General features: G+C 71.4%; 16 protein-coding genes. 8 read left to right on the top strand and 8 right to left on the bottom strand.

Features of this window, described 5'->3' with window-relative positions; translation table 11 throughout:
- Positions 1 to 13 precede the first annotated feature (13 nt).
- Positions 14 to 1,615 (top strand): protein kinase domain-containing protein, encoded by a 1,602-nt coding sequence (locus AC5WAM_RS19995; protein ID WP_366791072.1) that lies wholly within the window; start codon positions 14 to 16, stop codon positions 1,613 to 1,615.
- A 133-nt stretch (positions 1,616 to 1,748) separates the two neighbouring features.
- Here AC5WAM_RS19995 and AC5WAM_RS19990 read toward each other — a convergent pair whose 3' ends face one another.
- Both AC5WAM_RS19990 and AC5WAM_RS19985 read right to left on the bottom strand, forming a co-directional pair.
- Positions 1,749 to 2,201, bottom strand: a complete 453-nt coding sequence (locus AC5WAM_RS19990) for a pyridoxamine 5'-phosphate oxidase family protein (protein WP_495523367.1) — start codon at positions 2,199 to 2,201, stop codon at positions 1,749 to 1,751.
- Between the two features lie 215 nt (positions 2,202 to 2,416).
- On the bottom strand, positions 2,417 to 3,079 hold the full coding sequence (locus tag AC5WAM_RS19985; protein WP_150512111.1) for a response regulator: 663 nt from the start codon (positions 3,077 to 3,079) through the stop codon (positions 2,417 to 2,419).
- A 359-nt stretch (positions 3,080 to 3,438) separates the two neighbouring features.
- On the opposite strand from AC5WAM_RS19985, the gene pdhA reads away from it, so the two are divergent.
- From pdhA to AC5WAM_RS19970, 3 genes are read left to right on the top strand one after another with little or no spacing between them, the layout of a single operon-like run.
- On the top strand, positions 3,439 to 4,674 hold the full coding sequence (gene pdhA, locus AC5WAM_RS19980) for a pyruvate dehydrogenase (acetyl-transferring) E1 component subunit alpha (RefSeq protein ID WP_495523366.1): 1,236 nt from the start codon (positions 3,439 to 3,441) through the stop codon (positions 4,672 to 4,674).
- Between the two features lie 2 nt (positions 4,675 to 4,676).
- Positions 4,677 to 5,657 (top strand): alpha-ketoacid dehydrogenase subunit beta, encoded by a 981-nt coding sequence (locus AC5WAM_RS19975; RefSeq protein WP_495523365.1) that lies wholly within the window; start codon positions 4,677 to 4,679, stop codon positions 5,655 to 5,657.
- Between the two features lie 11 nt (positions 5,658 to 5,668).
- Entirely contained in the window at positions 5,669 to 7,096 is a 1,428-nt protein-coding gene (locus AC5WAM_RS19970; RefSeq protein WP_495523364.1) for a dihydrolipoamide acetyltransferase family protein, read from the top strand.
- Positions 7,097 to 7,167: 71 nt separating this feature from the next.
- Here AC5WAM_RS19970 and AC5WAM_RS19965 read toward each other — a convergent pair whose 3' ends face one another.
- Positions 7,168 to 8,052 carry a D-alanyl-D-alanine carboxypeptidase family protein gene (locus AC5WAM_RS19965; RefSeq protein WP_366791077.1) on the bottom strand — a complete coding sequence of 295 codons (885 nt, stop codon included), beginning with the start codon at positions 8,050 to 8,052 and terminating at the stop codon, positions 7,168 to 7,170.
- Between the two features lie 257 nt (positions 8,053 to 8,309).
- Here AC5WAM_RS19965 and AC5WAM_RS19960 point away from each other — a divergent pair, with 257 nt between their 5' ends.
- Both AC5WAM_RS19960 and AC5WAM_RS19955 read left to right on the top strand, forming a co-directional pair.
- Positions 8,310 to 9,008: a GntR family transcriptional regulator gene (locus AC5WAM_RS19960; protein WP_366791078.1), complete on the top strand. Its 699-nt coding sequence runs from the start codon at positions 8,310 to 8,312 to the stop codon at positions 9,006 to 9,008.
- Positions 9,005 to 10,327: an MFS transporter gene (locus AC5WAM_RS19955; RefSeq protein WP_495523363.1), complete on the top strand. Its 1,323-nt coding sequence runs from the start codon at positions 9,005 to 9,007 to the stop codon at positions 10,325 to 10,327. The genes AC5WAM_RS19960 and AC5WAM_RS19955 overlap by 4 nt, the downstream gene beginning before the upstream one ends.
- A 67-nt stretch (positions 10,328 to 10,394) precedes the next feature.
- Here the strand turns inward: AC5WAM_RS19955 and AC5WAM_RS19950 are convergent, their stop codons facing one another.
- Positions 10,395 to 11,219, bottom strand: coding sequence for a maleylpyruvate isomerase family mycothiol-dependent enzyme (locus AC5WAM_RS19950; protein ID WP_366791080.1), 825 nt, complete (start codon positions 11,217 to 11,219; stop codon positions 10,395 to 10,397).
- A gap of 136 nt (positions 11,220 to 11,355) precedes the next feature.
- Here AC5WAM_RS19950 and AC5WAM_RS19945 point away from each other — a divergent pair, with 136 nt between their 5' ends.
- Positions 11,356 to 12,183: a carbon-nitrogen family hydrolase gene (locus AC5WAM_RS19945; RefSeq protein ID WP_495523362.1), complete on the top strand. Its 828-nt coding sequence runs from the start codon at positions 11,356 to 11,358 to the stop codon at positions 12,181 to 12,183.
- 150 nt (positions 12,184 to 12,333) lie between these two features.
- Here AC5WAM_RS19945 and AC5WAM_RS19940 read toward each other — a convergent pair whose 3' ends face one another.
- From AC5WAM_RS19940 to AC5WAM_RS19925, 4 genes are all read right to left on the bottom strand, one after another.
- Complete coding sequence (locus AC5WAM_RS19940) at positions 12,334 to 12,831, bottom strand: LURP-one-related/scramblase family protein (protein ID WP_138960856.1); 498 nt, start codon at positions 12,829 to 12,831, stop codon at positions 12,334 to 12,336.
- A gap of 65 nt (positions 12,832 to 12,896) precedes the next feature.
- A complete protein-coding gene (locus tag AC5WAM_RS19935) occupies positions 12,897 to 14,201 on the bottom strand; it encodes a M18 family aminopeptidase (protein ID WP_366791083.1) in 1,305 nt (434 codons plus the stop codon).
- Positions 14,202 to 14,353: 152 nt separating this feature from the next.
- Positions 14,354 to 16,180, bottom strand: a complete 1,827-nt coding sequence (locus tag AC5WAM_RS19930) for an acyl-CoA dehydrogenase (RefSeq protein WP_495523361.1) — start codon at positions 16,178 to 16,180, stop codon at positions 14,354 to 14,356.
- 129 nt (positions 16,181 to 16,309) lie between these two features.
- Positions 16,310 to 17,167 (bottom strand): alpha/beta fold hydrolase, encoded by an 858-nt coding sequence (locus AC5WAM_RS19925; RefSeq protein ID WP_495523360.1) that lies wholly within the window; start codon positions 17,165 to 17,167, stop codon positions 16,310 to 16,312.
- Positions 17,168 to 17,310: 143 nt separating this feature from the next.
- Between AC5WAM_RS19925 and AC5WAM_RS19920 the strand changes: the two genes are divergently transcribed.
- Positions 17,311 to 17,790 carry an SseB family protein gene (locus AC5WAM_RS19920; RefSeq protein WP_172385119.1) on the top strand — a complete coding sequence of 160 codons (480 nt, stop codon included), beginning with the start codon at positions 17,311 to 17,313 and terminating at the stop codon, positions 17,788 to 17,790.
- Positions 17,791 to 17,837 lie beyond the last annotated feature (47 nt).

The raw sequence follows: 17,837 nt of genomic DNA, 5'->3' as shown, positions 1-17,837 counted from the left end.
ACGGCGAGGACTGATGGCACAGACGCAGCGCGCTCAGGGCCCGTCCGACCCCGAGGCGACTGGCGGCGGTATGTCAGACGTGCCCGAGATGTGGGGAAACGGTGGCCTGGTCGGAGACGGTAGGTACCGCCTGACCCACCGGCTCGGCCGCGGTGGCATGGCCGAGGTGTTCGCCGCGGAGGACGTGCGTCTGGGACGTACGGTCGCGGTCAAGCTGCTGCGCGCCGACCTCGCCGAGGACCCGGTGTCCAAGGCCCGCTTCACGCGCGAGGCGCAGTCGGTCGCCGGTCTGAACCACCACGCGGTCGTCGGGGTCTACGACTCCGGCGAGGACTTCATCGGCGGGAACTCCGTCCCGTACATCGTGATGGAGCTGGTCGAGGGCCGCACCATCCGCGATCTGCTGATCAATGCGGAGGCGCCCGGGCCCGAGCAGGCGCTGATCATCGTGTCGGGCGTCCTGGAGGCGCTCGCCTACTCGCACCAGCACGGCATCGTGCACCGCGACATCAAGCCCGCGAACGTCTCCATCACCAACACCGGCGCGGTGAAGGTGATGGACTTCGGCATCGCGCGCGCCCTGCACGGCGCGTCCACGACGATGACGCAGACCGGCATGGTCATGGGCACGCCCCAGTACCTGTCGCCCGAGCAGGCGCTCGGCAAGGCCGTCGACCACCGGTCCGACCTGTACGCGACGGGCTGCCTGCTGTACGAACTGCTCGCGCTGCGGCCGCCGTTCACCGGCGAGACGCCGCTGTCCGTGGTCTACCAGCACGTCCAGGACACGCCCGTACCGCCGTCCGAGGTGTCCGACGCGGCGCCGCCGGAGCTCGACGGGCTCGTCATGCGGTCCCTCGCCAAGGACCCGGACGACCGCTTCCAGACCGCCGAGGAGATGCGCGGTCTGATCCAGTACGGGCTCCAGATGCTCGCCGAGCAGGGCAGCCACACCGGGACCTGGAACACCGGTCCGGTGACGGCCGTGCACGGCCACGAGGGCGCGCACACCCCGGCGATGGGCGTCGGCGGCACCACCGCGATGCCGCACCCCGGGGACAGCGGTACGCAGCAGATCCCGAGCCCCATGCTGCGGCCGCCGGGCGGCGACGACGGTGGCTTCGACGGCGGGCACCGCGACGGCGGCGGGCGCGGCCGCGCGGGCAAGGTGTGGATCCTGGCCGTGCTCGCGGTGATCGCGGTCGCGGTGGGCGTCGCGTTCGCGCTGTCCGGGAACGGCACCGGCGACAAGAAGGACGACGGCCCCTCCAAGACGCCCTCGACGAAGCAGTCGCAGGAGAAGAAGCCGAGCAAGAGCGCGGACGACGACGAGACGGCGGACAACAACACACAGCCCGGTGGCGACGGCACCGGGGGGCAGAACGACTATCCCCAGCAGTCGACCCGGCCGACGCACCAGCAGACCCAGCCGACGACGAAGCCGACGGAGCCGACGAATCCGCCGACGGAGCCCACGGATCCGCCGACCGATCCGACGGACCCGCCCACCGATCCCTCGGACCCGCCCACCGAGCCGTCCGACCCGGTCTCCCCGCCCGACGACGGCGGGAACGACGGCGGTACGGAGGGCGGCGAGGGGTCCGACTCCGAGTGACCCTCCGGTCTGTCTCCGAGTGGCCCTCCGGCCTGACTCCGAGTGACCCTCCGGTCCGACTCCGAGTGACCTCCGACCCGACGCCCAGCGACCCTCCGGGACAACTGCGGGTGACCCTCCGGGGCCGCCGCGCTCAGCCCTGAGCGGGGGCGGAGGCGTGGGCGGGCGCGCTGCGCACGGCGGCAGACGCCGGGCTCAGCGTGTGGACCACGGCCTTCTGGGGGGCGATGCGGAGGTACACCGCGTCGTACGGCTCGCCGTCCACGAAGCGCGGGGGCGCGCCGAAGCGCGCGAGCTCCGCCGTGGTGGGGCGCACGGCCTCGCAGAGGCCGACGAGCTGGACCGTCCACTGGCCCTCGGCGGCCGCCGCCGTGCCCAGGTTGTCCGCGCCGTACGCGACGACGCTCCCGACGCACGCGTCGTGGTACCCGAAGCCCCGGTGCATGCGCAGCAGCACGTGCCCGTCGGTCACGATGTGGCGGGCCGCCGCGAGGAAGGGCAGGGCGCGCATGCTGGTCGCGACCCGGCCGTAGTCGGTGCGCCGGAGCAGGGCGAAGGCGAGCTGCTGGTCGGAGTCGGAGGGCATGGTTCCTACCGTGCGGCACGCGTGCGGGGCGGGAGAAGAGCCCCCCGTACCGTAAACAAGGGACGTAAGTCCCGAGGGCCAGGGCCCGCTGCGGCCCGGGAGCGCCCGAAGGGGCGCGGGGCTGTGGCCACGTGCGGCTCCGCCGCGGGGGCGCGAGCGGCCACAACGGTGCCGCGGACGCCCCACGTCATGCTGGGGCACGTCCCGCGAAGCGCTCAGCGAAGGCGCTCGGCCTGCATCCGCGCCACGTACGCCGCGGCCTGCGAGCGGCGCTCCATGCCGAGCTTGGACAGCAGGCTGGAGACGTAGTTCTTGATCGTCTTCTCGGCGAGGTGGAGGCGCTCGCCGATGGCGCGGTTGGTGAGACCCTCGCCGATCAGGTCGAGGATCTTGCGCTCCTGCTCGGTGAGGTTGGCCAGGCGGTCGTCGCCCTTGGCGCCGTTGCCGTCGCGCAGGCGCTCCAGGACGCGGGCGGTGGCGACCGGGTCGAGCAGGGACTTTCCGGCGGCGACGTCCCGCACGGCGGTCAGGAGTTCATTGCCGCGAATGGCCTTCAGGACATATCCGGAGGCACCGGCCATGATCGCGTCGAAGAGGGCCTCGTCGTCCGCGAAGGAAGTGAGCATCAGGCATTTGATGGAGTCGTCCTGCGAACGGATCTCACGGCAGACCTCGACCCCGCTGCCGTCGGGAAGGCGGACGTCGAGCACCGCCACATCCGGACGCGTGGCCGGAATGCGCACCAAGGCGTCGGCGGCCGTGCCCGCCTCTCCGACCACCTCGATGTCGGACTCCACCGAGAGGAGCTCATGGACTCCGCGACGCACGACCTCGTGATCATCGAGCAGGAATACCGTGATTTTTCCTTGTTCGCGCACGGTGCCAGTGTCACACATCAACTCTTCCCGTGCCCGGGGTGGCCGGGATAACGTGCCGGTGTTCCGGCCCCCTGCCAGGCTGTGATCAGTGGCGTGACCAGCGAGTGTTTCCCGGCTTCTCGGTTTAGTTGGATTTCCTAGTGGGCCTTTACTTGGAAATCCAAGCAAAATTGCAGGTCAGACGGGGTTTCACAGTTTCGGTACGCACTGGGTAACGTGCTTGGAGAAGGGCGCTCGCCGGGACGACTGTCACGCCTAATCCCGCTGAGCCGCACCCACCCCGTGCGACGGGCTGGAATCGGGCGAGCCGTACTGGCCTGCCGGTGGACCCCGGGGGCCGGACCGACGGAGGAGCACACGTGACCGTGGAAAGCACCGCCGCGCGTACGCCGCGCCGCGCAGGCAGCGGCGCCAAGCGCACCAGTGCCGGCGCGAAGAGCGCCGGCGCGAAGAAGAGCGCGAGTGCCAAGAAGGCCACGGGCCCGGGCACGCAGCCCGAGCTCGTCCAGCTGCTGACGCCCGAGGGCGAGCGGGTCGAGAACCCCGCGTACGACAAGTACGTGGCGGACGTGACCCCCGAGGACCTGCGCGCGCTGTACCGGGACATGGTGATGACCCGCCGCTTCGACGCCGAAGCCGTCACGCTGCAGCGCCAGGGCGAGCTGGGCCTGTGGCCCTCGCTGCTCGGCCAGGAGGCGGCACAGGTCGGCTCGGGCCGCGCGACCCGCGACGACGACTACGTCTTCCCCACCTACCGCGAGCACGGCGTCGCCTGGTGCCGGGGCGTCGACCCGACGCTGCTGCTCGGCATGTTCCGCGGCGTGAACCACGGCGGCTGGGACCCCAACAGCAACAACTTCCACCTGTACACCATCGTGATCGGCTCCCAGACGCTGCACGCCACGGGCTACGCGATGGGCGTGGCCAAGGACGACGCCGACAGCGCAGTGGTCGCCTACCTCGGCGACGGCGCCACCAGCCAGGGCGACGTGGCGGAGGCCTTCACGTTCGCGGCGGTCTACAACGCCCCCGTGGTGTTCTTCTGCCAGAACAACCAGTGGGCGATCTCCGAGCCGACCGAGAAGCAGAGCCGCGTACCGCTGTACCAGCGCGCGCAGGGCTACGGCTTCCCGGGCGTGCGCGTCGACGGCAACGACGTCCTCGCCTGTCTCGCGGTCTCCAAGTGGGCCCTGGAGCGGGCGCGCACCGGCGAGGGCCCCTCCCTCGTCGAGGCGTTCACGTACCGCATGGGCGCGCACACCACCTCCGACGACCCGACGCGCTACCGCCGCGACGAGGAGCGCGAGGCGTGGGAGGCCAAGGACCCGATCAAGCGGCTGCGGGCGTATCTGGAGGCCGGGGGCCACGCGGACGAGGCGTTCTTCGCGGAACTCGACGCGGAGAGCGAGACGTTGGGCAAGCGGGTGCGGGACGTGGTGCGGTCCATGCCCGACCCCGAGCCGATGTCGATCTTTGAGAACATCTACGCGGACGGGCACGCTCTCGTGGACGAGGAGCGAGCCGATTTCGCCGCCTACCAAGCGTCGTTCGCGGACGCCCCTGCGGACGCCGTCACCGGCGGAGAGGTCAAGTAGCCATGGCCGTGAAGAAGTTGCCGGTCGCCAAGGCGATCAACGAATCCCTGCGCACGGCCCTCGAGGCCGACCCCAAGGTCCTCGTGATGGGTGAGGACGTCGGCAAGCTCGGCGGCGTCTTCCGGGTCACGGACGGGCTGCAGAAGGACTTCGGCGAGGACCGCGTCATCGACACGCCGCTCGCCGAGTCCGGCATCGTCGGCACCGCGATCGGCCTGGCCCTGCGCGGCTACCGGCCGGTCGTGGAGATCCAGTTCGACGGCTTCGTCTTCCCCGCGTACGACCAGATCGTCACGCAGCTCGCGAAGATGCACGCGCGGTCGCTCGGCAAGGTCAAGGTGCCGGTCGTCATCCGCATTCCGTACGGCGGCGGCATCGGCGCCGTCGAGCACCACAGCGAGTCCCCCGAGGCGCTGTTCGCGCACGTCGCGGGCCTGAAGGTGGTCTCTCCCTCGAACTCGTCGGACGCGTACTGGATGCTCCAGCAGGCCATCCAGAGCGACGACCCGGTCATCTACTTCGAGCCCAAGCGGCGCTACTGGGAGAAGGGCGAGGTCAACACCGAGGCCATCCCGGACCCGCTGCACGGGGCGAGCGTGGTCCGCGAGGGCACGGACGCGACGCTCGCGGCGTACGGCCCGATGGTGCGCACCTGTCTGGAGGCGGCCGCGGCCGCGGCCGAGGAGGGCAAGTCCCTGGAGGTCGTCGACCTGCGCTCCGTCTCGCCGATCGACTTCGACACGGTGCAGGCCTCGGTCGAGAAGACCGGCCGCCTGATCGTCGTGCACGAGGCGCCGGTGTTCTTCGGCTCGGGCGCGGAGCTCGCCGCGCGCATCACCGAGCGCTGCTTCTACCACCTGGAGGCGCCCGTCCTGCGGGTCGGCGGCTTCCACTCCCCGTATCCGCCCGCGCGGGTGGAAGAGGACTATCTGCCGGGCCTCGACCGGGTGCTCGACGCCGTCGACCGCTCGCTTGCGTACTGAGGGAAGAGGTCGTGACGACAATGACTGACACCACGGCGGCCGTCCGCGAGTTCAAGATGCCCGACGTGGGCGAGGGACTCACCGAGGCGGAGATCCTCAAGTGGTACGTGGCCGCGGGCGACACCGTCACCGACGGCCAGGTCGTGTGCGAGGTGGAGACGGCCAAGGCGGCCGTGGAGCTGCCGATCCCGTTCGACGGCACGGTCCGTGAGCTCCGGTTCGCCGAGGGCACGACCGTGGACGTCGGCCAGGTGATCATCACCGTGGACGTGTCCGGGGGCGCGGCGCCCGCGCCCGAGGCGGCGCCGCCCGCGCCCGCCGCCGCGCCGGAGCCCGCGCCGTCGGCGGAGCCCGCCGCCCCCGCGGGGCGCCAGCCGGTCCTCGTCGGCTACGGCGTGGCGGAGTCCTCCACCAAGCGCCGCGCCCGCAAGCAGGTGCCGGGCCAGGCCGACCCCTCGCCCGCCGCGGCCGCCGTCCAGGCCGAGCTGAACGGCCACAGCGCGCCGCCCGCCCCCGAGGCGGCGGCCGCCGCGCCCGCCGGCACCCGGCCGCTGGCCAAGCCGCCCGTGCGCAAGCTCGCCAAGGACCTGGGCGTGGACCTCGCCACGGTCACGCCGACGGGCCCGGACGGCGTCATCACCCGCGAGGACGTGCACGCGGCGGTGGCCCCGGCGCCCGAGACCCCGGCCCCCGCGGCCGCGGCGGTCCAGGAGCCCGTAGCGGTGGTGGCCGGGGACGCGCGGGAGACCCGCATCCCGGTCAAGGGCGTCCGCAAGGCGACCGCGCAGGCGATGGTCAGCTCGGCGTTCACGGCGCCGCACGTCACGGAGTTCGTGACGGTGGACGTGACGCGCACGATGAAGCTCGTCGAGGAGCTGAAGCAGGACCGGGCCTTCGAGGGCCTGCGGGTCAACCCGCTGCTGCTGATCTCCAAGGCGCTCCTGGTGGCGATCCGCCGCAACCCGGAGGTGAACGCCGCCTGGGACGAGGCGAACCAGGAGATCGTCCAGAAGCACTATGTGAACCTGGGCATCGCCGCGGCGACCCCGCGCGGTCTGATCGTGCCGAACATCAAGGACGCGCACGCCCAGACCCTGCCCGAACTGGCCGCCTCGCTCGGCGAGCTGGTGTCCACGGCCCGCGAGGGCAGGACGTCGCCCGGCGCCATGCAGGGCGGCACGGTGACGATCACGAACATCGGCGTCTTCGGCATCGACACGGGCACGCCCATCCTGAACCCCGGGGAGTCCGCGATCCTCGCGGTCGGCGCGATCAAGCTCCAGCCGTGGGTCCACAAGGGCAAGGTGAAGCCGCGCCAGGTGACCACCCTCGGCCTCTCCTTCGACCACCGCCTGGTGGACGGGGAGCTGGGCTCGAAGGTCCTCGGCGACGTGGCGGCGATCCTGGAGCAGCCGAAGCGGCTGATGACCTGGGCGTAGGCGCGCACGCACGCGAGAAGGGGGCCCGCCGCGGTGTGCGGCGGGCCCCCTTTCCCCTGTCACGACGGGAGTCACGCGACGCGGAAGCCGTAGTCCATGATCTTCTTGGCGTCCTTGTAGCGGGCTTCCTTCGTGGGCGCGGTCAGGACGGTGCCGACGACCGTCTTGCCGTTGCGGGTCGCGGCGAAGACCAGGTTGAACTTGGCCTGGGCGCCGGAGCCGGTCTTCACGCCGATGGCACCGCGGTAGGTGCCGAGCAGCTGGTTGGTGTTGCCCCAGACCGGCATCCCGCGGGTGCCGCCGTTGGGCATCTTGGGCTTGGCCTTGTAGCCCTTGGTCTTCACGATGGTGCGGAAGAGCGAGTTCTTCATCGCCTTGACCGTCAGCTTGGTGAGGTCGCGCGGCGAGGAGTAGTTCGCGCCATTGCTTATGCCGTCGAACGAGTCGAAGTGCGTGTTGCGCAGGCCCAGGTCGCGCGCGGTCTTGTTCATCTTGCCGATGAAGGACTTCACGCGGGCGCCGCGCGAGGAGCCCTTGCCGTAGGTGTCGGCGAGCGCGTAGGCGGCGTCGCAGCCGGACGGCAGCATCAGGCCGTAGAGCAGCTCACGGACCGTGGCGGTGTCGCCGACGATCAGGCCCTTGGCCGAGGAGGCGCCGTTGCGGACGATGTAGTCGCTGTACGCCTTCTGGTACTTGACCTTGCGGTTCAGGTTCAGGCCCGGCTGGTTCAGCACCGTGAGCGCGGTCGCGATCTTGGTGGTGGACCCCGTCTTGAGGCGGGTGTCGGCGCTCTTCGTGAACAGCGTCTTGCCCGTGCCGCTGTTCATGAGGAAGCCGCCCTTGGCCGAGATCGACGGCTTGGGCGGCGCGGCGGCGTGCGCGGCGGGGACCGTGATGACCGTCGTCGTCATGACGGCTCCGGCCGTGATGACGGCGGCGGCCGAGGCCCGGCGCATGCCTGTTGTCCGAATTCTCAAAGTAAACGCTCCATTGTCCCTGATGCGTAAATTGGGCGGCCCGCACCCCAAATCCCCCTGAATTACAGACGACATGGGGGAGCCGCCACGGACAAGACTCGCGACGGAGCGTGAAGGATGCACGGACGACGGAAAAAGTGACCCGAAAGTTGTCGCATGGTCACGGGCGTGCGAGCGCCGCGTCCGGATCGTGGACGCAAGATCCATCGGATACCTGTTGTATCTATGCTGTGCGCATGCCGACCGCGCCTGCCGCTCCCCCCGCCCCCGCCCCCGTCACGGCCGCTGCCTCGCCCGGCAAACAGCCCCCCGCCGCCGAGCGCGTCTACGCGCACGTGAAGCGGGCCGTCCTGGAGCGGCACTACGAGGGCGGCACGCTCCTGACCGAGGGCGAGCTGGCGGAGGCCGTGGGGGTGTCCCGCACACCGGTGCGCGAGGCGCTCCTGAAGCTGGAGGTGGAGGGGCTGCTCCGGCTCTACCCGAAGAAGGGCGCGCTCGTCCTGCCCGTCTCCGCGCAGGAGATCGCGGACGTCGTCGAGACCCGGCTCCTGGTGGAGACCCACGCGGTGCGCAAGGCGGTGCCCGCGCCGCCGGGCCTGCTCGACCGGCTCGCCGAGCTGCTCGAGAAGCAGCGGGCGCAGGCCGCGGCGGGCGACCTCGCGGGGGCGGCCACCACGGACCGCTGTTTCCACGCCACGATCGTCCGCAGCGGCGGCAACGAGATCCTGGCGCGCCTGTACGACCAGCTGCGCGACCGCCAGCTGCGGATGGGCGTCGCGGTGATGCACTCGCACCCCGACCGGATCGCCAAGACCCTGGCCGAGCACGAGGAGATCCTGGCCGCGCTGACGGCCGAGGACGCGGACGCCGCGGTGGCGGTCGTCACCCGGCACGTCGGCTGGTTCCAGAACCTGGCCCGGGGGGCCACGCGATGAGCGGCTCCGCCACCAAGGCCGGGCGGCTGCCCGGGGATCCGCCGGGCGGACGGCGGGCCGTGTTCGTGTGGTCCGTCGGCGTCGCCGTCTACTTCGTCGCCGTCACCTTCCGTACGTCGCTCGGCGTCGCGGGCCTGGACGCCGCCGACCGCTTCCACGTCAACGCGTCGGCCCTGTCGACGTTCTCGATCCTCCAGCTCCTCGTGTACGCGGGCATGCAGATACCCGTCGGCCTGATGGTCGACCGGCTCGGCACGAAGAAGGTCCTCACGCTCGGCGCGGTCCTGTTCACCGCGGGGCAGCTGGGCTTCGCGCTCGCGCCCTCGTACGGGACGGCGCTCGCCGCCCGCGCGCTGCTGGGCTGCGGCGACGCGATGACGTTCATCAGCGTGCTGCGGCTCGGCACCCGCTGGTTCCCGGCCCGGCGCGGGCCCCTGGTCGCGCAGCTCGCGGGCCTGGTGGGCATGGCGGGCAACCTGGTCTCCACGCTCGTCCTGGCCCGGCTCCTGCACGACATCGGCTGGACCCGGGCGTTCACGGGCAGCGCGCTCGCCGGAGTCGTCGTCCTCGTCCTCATGGCGCTGTTCCTGAAGGACCACCCCGAGGGCCACGAGCCGCCGCCGCGGGCCGCCCGGGACACGGCCGGACCCGGCTTCGTACGCGAGCAGATCGCGCGGTCCTGGCGGGAGCCCGGCACCCGGCTCGGCCTGTGGGTGCACTTCACCACGCAGTTCCCGGCGATGGTGTTCCTGCTGCTGTGGGGCCTGCCGTTCCTGGTCGAGGCGCAGGGCCTCAGCCGGGGCGCGGCGGGCGACCTGCTGACCCTCGTCGTCCTGTCGAACATGGCGGTCGGCCTGGTCTTCGGCCAGATCGTGGCCCGACACCACGCGGCACGGCTGCCGCTGGCGCTCGGCACGGTGGGCGCGACGGCGGTCGTCTGGGCAGCCGTCCTCGTCCACCCCGGTGCGCACGCGCCGATGTGGCTGCTCGTGGTGTTGTGCGTGGTGCTAGGGGCGTGCGGCCCCGCCTCGATGATCGGTTTCGACTTCGCGCGCCCGGCGAACCCGCCGGAGCGCCAGGGCACGGCCTCGGGCATCACCAACATGGGCGGCTTCGTGGCGTCCATGACCACGCTGCTCGCGGTCGGCGTCCTCCTCGACGCCACGGGCGACGACTACCGGATCGCGTTCTCCTCGGTCTTCGTCCTTCAGGCGCTCGGGGTGAGCCAGATCCTGCGGCTGCGGGCGCGCGCGGCGCGCAGGGAGCGCGAGCGGCTCGTCGCCAGCCGGGTGGAGACGGTGCACGTGCCCGCGGCGTGAGGCGGTGGGAGGGGGCTCGCCCCCTCCCCGGGGCCGCGTCGTGGGGAGGCGTCCGCGTGCGGCCGGGTCACGGGGTGACGGAGAAGTCCCCCAGGATCGCTTCGCCCAGTTCCTGGTCGCCCTCGACCTTCACGCGGTCGCGGACCGCCGTGTGCGCCACTCGCCCGCAGGCGAGACGCGCGTACGTCTCCCAGTCGGTGGCGATGGTGACGAGCGGGCCCAGCGAGGGGGTGTTGTCGACGGTGCCCCTGCCCTCCGCGTCCACGCGCACCGTGCGCAGGAACTCCACGGGCCCGCTCACGTCGACGACGACGGCGGAGTTCGCGGGGGCGCCCGCCTTCTTGGCGACGACCTTCGCGAGGCCGTGCAGCATCAGATCGCGGGCGACGTACGCGCCCGGCGAGTCGAGGTTTCCCGGCCTGCCCAGCGTGACCCGCAGGTCCTGCTCGTGCACCCACACGTCGAAGGCCCGGATCCGCATGGCGAGTTCGAGGCTCTGCTCGGTGCCGAGGGGGCCGCGCACCATGGTCTCCGGGGCGCGCGACTCGTTCCGGATCTGCCGGTTGCGGCGGATGATCGTGTACTCCAGCTCGGAGGTCATCTCCGGTGCCGTGTGGTGGCGGCGGACGTCCACCTGCATTTCCATGTACCGCTGCCCGTCGGTCTTCACGTGGTACAGGTCGCGCGGCAGCGTGTGGATCGGGCGCGGATCACCGAGCATCTCGCAGTCCAGGCCGATGACGTGCGAGACGATGTCCCGGACGGACCAGCCCGGGCACGGGGTTGGCTGGTTCCACTCGCCCTCGGCGAGCGGGGTCACCAGCTCGGATATCGCTTCCACGGCGTGGGCCCAGGCATCGGCGTAGGTTTGCAGGCTGGGATGGAGACTCACGGGACCCCTCGGCGGTCGTACGCGGGCGGTGGGTGTCTTGGGGCTTTAAGTTACGCTGCCCGTGGGCACCCCGGCAGTGCTTTCGTGTGACGATCGTAGGCCTACTTGACGGTTCGAATGCCAGGACGGTGGTACTGTGCGCGCCTCTCTCCTCCAGATCGCCGTAGAGGATGACGAATCAGTCAAGTCCCGGCGGCTGCGGGTCTCTTCGCTGGTGCGTGAGGTGGCCGAGCGCGAGGGCCCCGATCTGATCGTCCTGCCCGAGCTGTGGACCACCGGGGCCTTCGGGTACGAGGCGTTCGCCACGGAGGCGGAACCGCTGGAGGGTCCGACGTACGAGGCGATGGCCGAGGCCGCGCGCGACGCGGGCGTGTGGCTGCACGCGGGCTCCGTCCCCGAGCGCGCCCCGTCCGACAGCGGCGCCGCGGGCGAGGGGCCCCTCTACAACACCTCCCTCGTCTTCTCGCCCGCCGGTGAGCTCGCCGGCGCCTATCGCAAGATCCACCGCTTCGGCTTCGACAAGGGCGAGGCCGTCCTGATGGGCGCGGGCCGCGAGCTGGTCACCGTCCGGACGCCCGAGGCGGTGCTCGGCCTCGCCACCTGCTACGACCTGCGCTTTCCCGAGCTCTTCCGGGGGCTCGTGGACGCGGGGGCCGAGGTCTTCGTGGTGCCCGCGGGGTGGCCCGCGCGGCGGCGCGCGCACTGGTCGCTGTTCGCGCGGGCGCGGGCGGTGGAGGACCAGGTGTTCGTGCTCGCGTGCGGGACCGCGGGGGCGCACGCGGGGGTGCCGCAGGCGGGGGCGAGTGTGGTGGTCGATCCCTGGGGTGAGGTGCTTGCGGAGGCGGGGCCGTCTGCCGCGGAGGTGCTCACGGTGGATCTGGACCTGGCGCGGGTCGCCGAGACCCGGGAGCAGTTCCCGGCCCTCAAGGACCGGCGGATGGGCGTGGCTGAGCCCCGGCTGTGACGGCTGGGCGGCGCCTGGGCCGCGCCCCTGCTGTGACCGCTGGGCGGCACCTCGCTGCTGTGCCCACCCTTCCCCAAGCTCTCGGCTTCGCTCGAGCAGGGGATGCCCCACTCGCCCTGCGGGACGATTGCCCACAGCGGGAACAGAGGGTCAGTCCTCGCCGTGTTCCTTTTCCGCGAGGCGGATGACGCAGACCGTGATGGCCACCAGGAGGGCCGGGTCCGCGTCGTCCCGGGTGATGTGGAGGCCGTACGTGTCCCGCACGCTGAACCAGCGGCGGGAGACGTCCGCGAGCAGCTCCCCCTCGTACTCGATCGCGAACTCGCGGTCGAAGATCTTGCCGCTGACGTCGAGCACGGTGCTGCCGTCGGCCAGCTCCACGCGGTAGTGGTTGCGCAGCAGCGAGAGCCGTTTGCGCTTGATCCTCGCCAGCGGCTCGCCCTCGCGCTCGATCACCATCGTGTCGCGCAGGGCGAGCATCTTGGCGTGGATGTCGATGAGCACCCGCCCCTGCGGATCCTTCAGCTCGAAGGTGTCCCGCAGCCGCATGGCCTTGCCGTCGACGAGGAAGACCTTGCGGCCCCGGTCGTCCTCGATCCAGTAGTCGTCGCCGATGCCGAACAGACGGTCGCGTACGAGAAGCCTCATGCGCCCATGAGTACCCGCAAACGGGATGTTTTCGCCTCCCGCGCGCAGGGACGGCCCGAAAGGGGTCAGCCTTCGAGGAAGGCCCGCAGCGCGTCCGCCAGCATGGGCGGGTCGTCGACGCCGCACAGCTCGCGCACGCTGTGCATGGACAGGATCGCGACGCCGATGTCGACCGTCTTGATGCCGTGCCGCGCCGCCGTGATGGGGCCGATGGTCGTGCCGCAGGGCATCGCGTTGTTGGAGACGAACGACTGGAACGGCACGCCCGCCTTCTCGCACGCGGCGGCGAACACCGCGCGGCCCGCGCCGTCGGTGGCGTAGCGGTTGTTGACGTTCACCTTCAGGATCGGGCCCCGGTTGGCGCGCGGGTGGTGCGTCGGGTCGTGCCGCTCCGCGTAGTTGGGGTGCACGGCGTGCCCGGTGTCGGACGACAGACACACCGTGCCCGCGAAGGCGCGGGCCTTGTCCTCGTAGGAGCCGCCGCGGGCGAACACCGAGCGCTCCAGGACGCCGCCGAGCAGCGGGCCGTCGGCGCCGGTGTCGGACTGCGAGCCGTTCTCCTCGTGGTCGAACGCGGCGAGCACCGGGACGTACGGCAGCGCGTCGGCCCCGGAGGCGGTGGCCACGGCGGCGAGCGCGGCCGTACCGGCGTGCACGGACAGGAGGTTGTCCATGCGCGGGCCCGCGAGCAGCTCGCGGTCGCGGCCGAGGTACGCGGGCGGCTCGACGGAGTGAGTCATCAGGTCCCAGCCGGTCACCTCGCCGGGGGCGAGGTCGCACTCCTCCTCCACGAAGCGGATCAGGTCGCCCTCGCGCACGTCGTCGCCCAGGCCCCAGATGGGCTGCATGTGCTTCTGCTTGTCGAGCTTGAGGCCGTCGGTGGGCACCGAACGGTCCATGTGGATGGCCAGTTGGGGCACGCGGAGCAGCGGGCGGTCCACATTGACCAGGCGGGTGGAGCCGTCGCGCAGGGTGAGGCGGCCCGCGAGGCCGAGGTCGCGGTCGAGCCAGGAGTTGAGCAGCGGCCCGCCGTAGATCTCGACGGCCACCTGGCGCCAGCCGTGGGCGCCGGCGTCCGGCAGCGGCTTCACCCGCAGGTTCGGGGAGTCGGTGTGCGCGCCGACGATGCGGAACGGGGTGTGGGCGCGCGCGCCCTCCGGCACGAACCAGGCGATGATCGCGCCGCCGCGCAGCACGTACTTGCCGCCGCTCGAGGCGTCCCAGGCGTCGGTCTCCTCGACCTGCCTGAAGCCCGCTTTCTCCAGCCGCTCTGCGGCGCTCGCCACGGCGTGGTACGGCGACGGGCTGGCCGCGAGGAAGGACATCAGGTCGTCGGTGTGACCGCGATCGAAGCGGGGGCGTGTGCGCATGCCGCTCAGCCTAACCAGGCCCTCGGGCCCTGTGCGGGGCCTCCGGGCGCGGTGGTGCCCCTGGTCCTGCCCCCTTCGCCCGCGGCGGCGGGGGTCGTCGACGCCGGTGGCCCGCCCCGGACGGGAGCGGGCCACCAGAGCCTTGGCGGGGCCTAGAACGCGGCCTCGTCGAGCTCCATCAGGTCGAGGCCCACGCCCTCGGCGAGGGCGCGCTGAGTGGCGACGCCCGGCAGGACGTTCGCCGCGAAGAACCTGGCCGCGGCGATCTTGCCCTGGTAGAAGGGCACGTCCTTCGAGGACGCGGTCGGCAGCTTCTCGGCGGCCACGGCGGCACCGCGGAGCAGCAGATAGCCCACGACCACGTCACCGGAGGCGAGCAGCAGGCGGGTGGTGTTGAGCCCGACCTTGTAGATCGACTTCACGTCCTGCTCGGTGGCGGCGAGGTCGGTCAGCATGACGCCGACCATGGCCTCCAGCTCGACGGCGGCCTTGGCCAGCTCCTCGCGGGCCCCGGCGAGCTCCTCGCCCCCGGTGCCGACGGCGAGGAACTTCTTGATGTCCTCGGCGAGGCCGTTGAGCGCGGCGCCCTGGTTGCGGACGATCTTCCGGAAGAAGAAGTCCTGGCCCTGGATCGCGGTCGTGCCCTCGTAGAGCGTGTCGATCTTGGCGTCGCGGATGTACTGCTCGATCGGGTACTCCTGCAGATAACCCGAGCCGCCGAAGGTCTGGAGCGACTGGGCCAGCTGCTCGTAGGCCTTCTCGGAGCCGTAGCCCTTGACGATGGGGAGCAGCAGGTCGTTGAGCGCGTGCAGGGCGGCGGCGTCCTCGCCCGCCGCCTCCTTGACCGCGATCTCGTCCTGGACGGCGGCGGTGTGCAGGACCAGGGCGCGCATGCCCTCCGCGTACGCCTTCTGCGTCATGAGGGAGCGGCGCACGTCCGGGTGGTGGGTGATGGTCACCTTGGGTGCGCTCTTGTCCATGAACTGGGCGAGGTCGGGGCCCTGGACGCGCTCCTTGGCGTACTCCAGGGCGTTGAGGTAGCCCGTGGAGAGGGTGGAGATCGCCTTCGTGCCGACCATCATGCGGGCGAACTCGATGATGCGGAACATCTGGCGGATGCCGTCGTGCTTGTCGCCGATCAGCCAGCCCTTGGCGGGGTGCTGGTCGCCGAACGTCATCTCGCAGGTGTTGGACGCCTTGAGGCCCATCTTGTGCTCGACGTTCGTCGCGTACACGCCGTTGCGGGCGCCGAGCTCGCCGGTCTCGAAGTCGAACTCGTACTTCGGGACGAGGAAGAGGGACAGGCCCTTGGTGCCGGGGCCCGCGCCCTCGGGGCGGGCGAGGACGTAGTGGAGGATGTTCTCCGACATGTCGTGCTCGCCGGACGTGATGAAGCGCTTCACGCCCTCGATGTGCCAGGAGCCGTCCTCCTGCTGCACGGCCTTGGTGCGGCCCGCGCCCACGTCCGAACCGGCGTCCGGCTCGGTGAGGACCATCGTCGAGCCCCACTGCTTCTCGACGGCGATCTCGGCGATCTTCTTCTGGACGTCATTGCCCTCCTCGAAGAGGATCCCGGCGAACGCCGGGCCCGAGGAGTACATCCAGACCGCCGGGTTCGAGCCGAGGAGCAGCTCCGCGTACGCCCAGATCAGGGAGCGGGGCGAGGTGGTGCCGCCGATCTCCTCGGGCAGGCCGAGGCGCCAGTACTCGGAGTCCATGAAGGCCTGGTAGCTCTTCTTGAAGGAGGCCGGCACGGGAGCGGTGTTGGTCTCCGGGTCGAAGACCGGAGGGTTGCGGTCGGCGTCCTCGAAGGAAGCGGCCAGCTCGTTCTCCGCGAGGCGGGCGAGCTCGCTGAGGACGCTCTTGGCGGTCTCGACGTCCATCTCCGCGAACGGGCCGGTGCCGTACAGCTTGTCGCGGCCGAGGACCTCGAAGAGGTTGAACTCGATGTCGCGGAGATTCGACTTGTAGTGCCCCATGGCGACGGCTCCGTAATGGCTTGGGAGGCGGGGACCTCGTAGGCGTACCAGTAAGTAGCTTGTGGTCTTAAATGATGCTACCCGTCGGTAATAAGAGGCAACCCCTGAGCGTCCAAGTGTGAGCTGGGTCTACTTCCTCCCGCCCCGGTGTGCGGGGAGGTCGCCCAGGAAGTCGGATATCAGCCGCTGCCACTGGGCGGGCTTCTCGGCGAAGGGCAGGTGGCCCGTCGCCAGGTCCGCCGTCCGGGCGCCCGCGATGCCCGCCGCCGCCTCGCGCTGGAGCGCGGGCGGGATCAGCTGGTCCTCGGTCGTGATGACCGCCAGGGTCGGCACCGCGATCCGCGCCAGATCGGCCCGCACGTCGACCCTGGCCACCAGGTCCACGTGGTCGGCCGAGCCCTCCGGGACCGACTCCGCCGTGCCCCGCACGGTCGCCTCCGTGTCGGCGGCGGACAGGGAGGCGAGGGCCGCCGGGCTCAGGGCGAGCGGCAGCAGGAACCGGGCCAGGGTGTCCCGGTCACCGGACGCGGCGAGGCCGCGCCAGACCTCGGCCGTCAGCCGCGTACGCGTGTCCGGGTGGGCGAAGGGGGCCGTCAGGACCAGCGCCGTCACCCGCTCCGGGTGCCGCGTCGCCGCCCGCAGCGCCACGGCCGTGCCCAGCGAATAGCCCACCAGGGCGAAGGTCTCCAGGCCCTCGGCGTCGGCCGCCGCGACCAGCTCGTCCGCGAGGGTGTCCAGGGTCAGCGGGGTCCGGGAGCGGGGGGTGGCTCCCGTGCCCGGGTAGTCGACGCCCACGACGCGGTGCGTGGGCGTCAACGCGTCAAGGACCGGGCCGTAGTTGGCCGCGATCGAGCCGCCCGCGCCGTGGGCGAGCAGCACTCCGGGGCCCGTGCCCGCGGCCGTGCGGGCGAACGTCGCGCCGGGAGCGGGTGTGGTCGCGACCGGCGAATCCGTCGCTGAGGTCGGCGTCTGCGGGTGTGCGGGCATGGGAGTCCCCCTCCGGTTCCGGCGGCCACGACTATCTGTAGCCGCCACTACAGAAACCGTAGCCGAGTCGCCGCACCATTGTCTAGCGGTCACTAGATAAATATTCCGGCGGCCCGCCACGCCGCTCTCGGTAGGCTGGGGGCATGTACGGCTACGACCAACACGCCGGTGTCGGCCAGGGGTACGCCCCGCCGCAGCAGCCGCAGCAGCACGCGCAGATGCCCGGTGGTTACGGCCAGCAGCCTCCGCTGTATCCCGAGCCGTCGCCGCCGTCCCTCGCGGACGCGGTGCGCGCGTTCACCACGGGCTCGATGTCCGCCGAGGACTTCCAGCAGATCTTCGCGACCTCGAAGGTGTACTGCCCGCGCGGCGACAACCCGGGCTTCCTCGCGCTGCACAACACCCAGCAGCCGGTCATCCCGATGTTCACGTCGCTCAAGGAGCTGCGCCGCTACGCGGGCAAGGACTCCAAGTACTTCGTCATCACCGGCGCCGAGGTGATCGACCTGCTGCCGACCGGCTACGGCTTCGTCCTGGACATGGAGGGCGAGCACCGCATGGTGTTCGACGCGAAGGCCGTCGAGCAGATGGTGGACTTCGCGATGCGCCGCATGTACGGCTGACCGCCCGTCAGGGCCGGTCGCCTGCCCGGGGTTGGCTGCCTGCCAAG

This window comes from Streptomyces sp. JLYT201 (genome assembly GCF_059448825.1).
The sequence above is the reverse complement of the archived record's forward strand: the minus strand, read 5'-3'. Positions and strand labels throughout refer to the sequence as shown.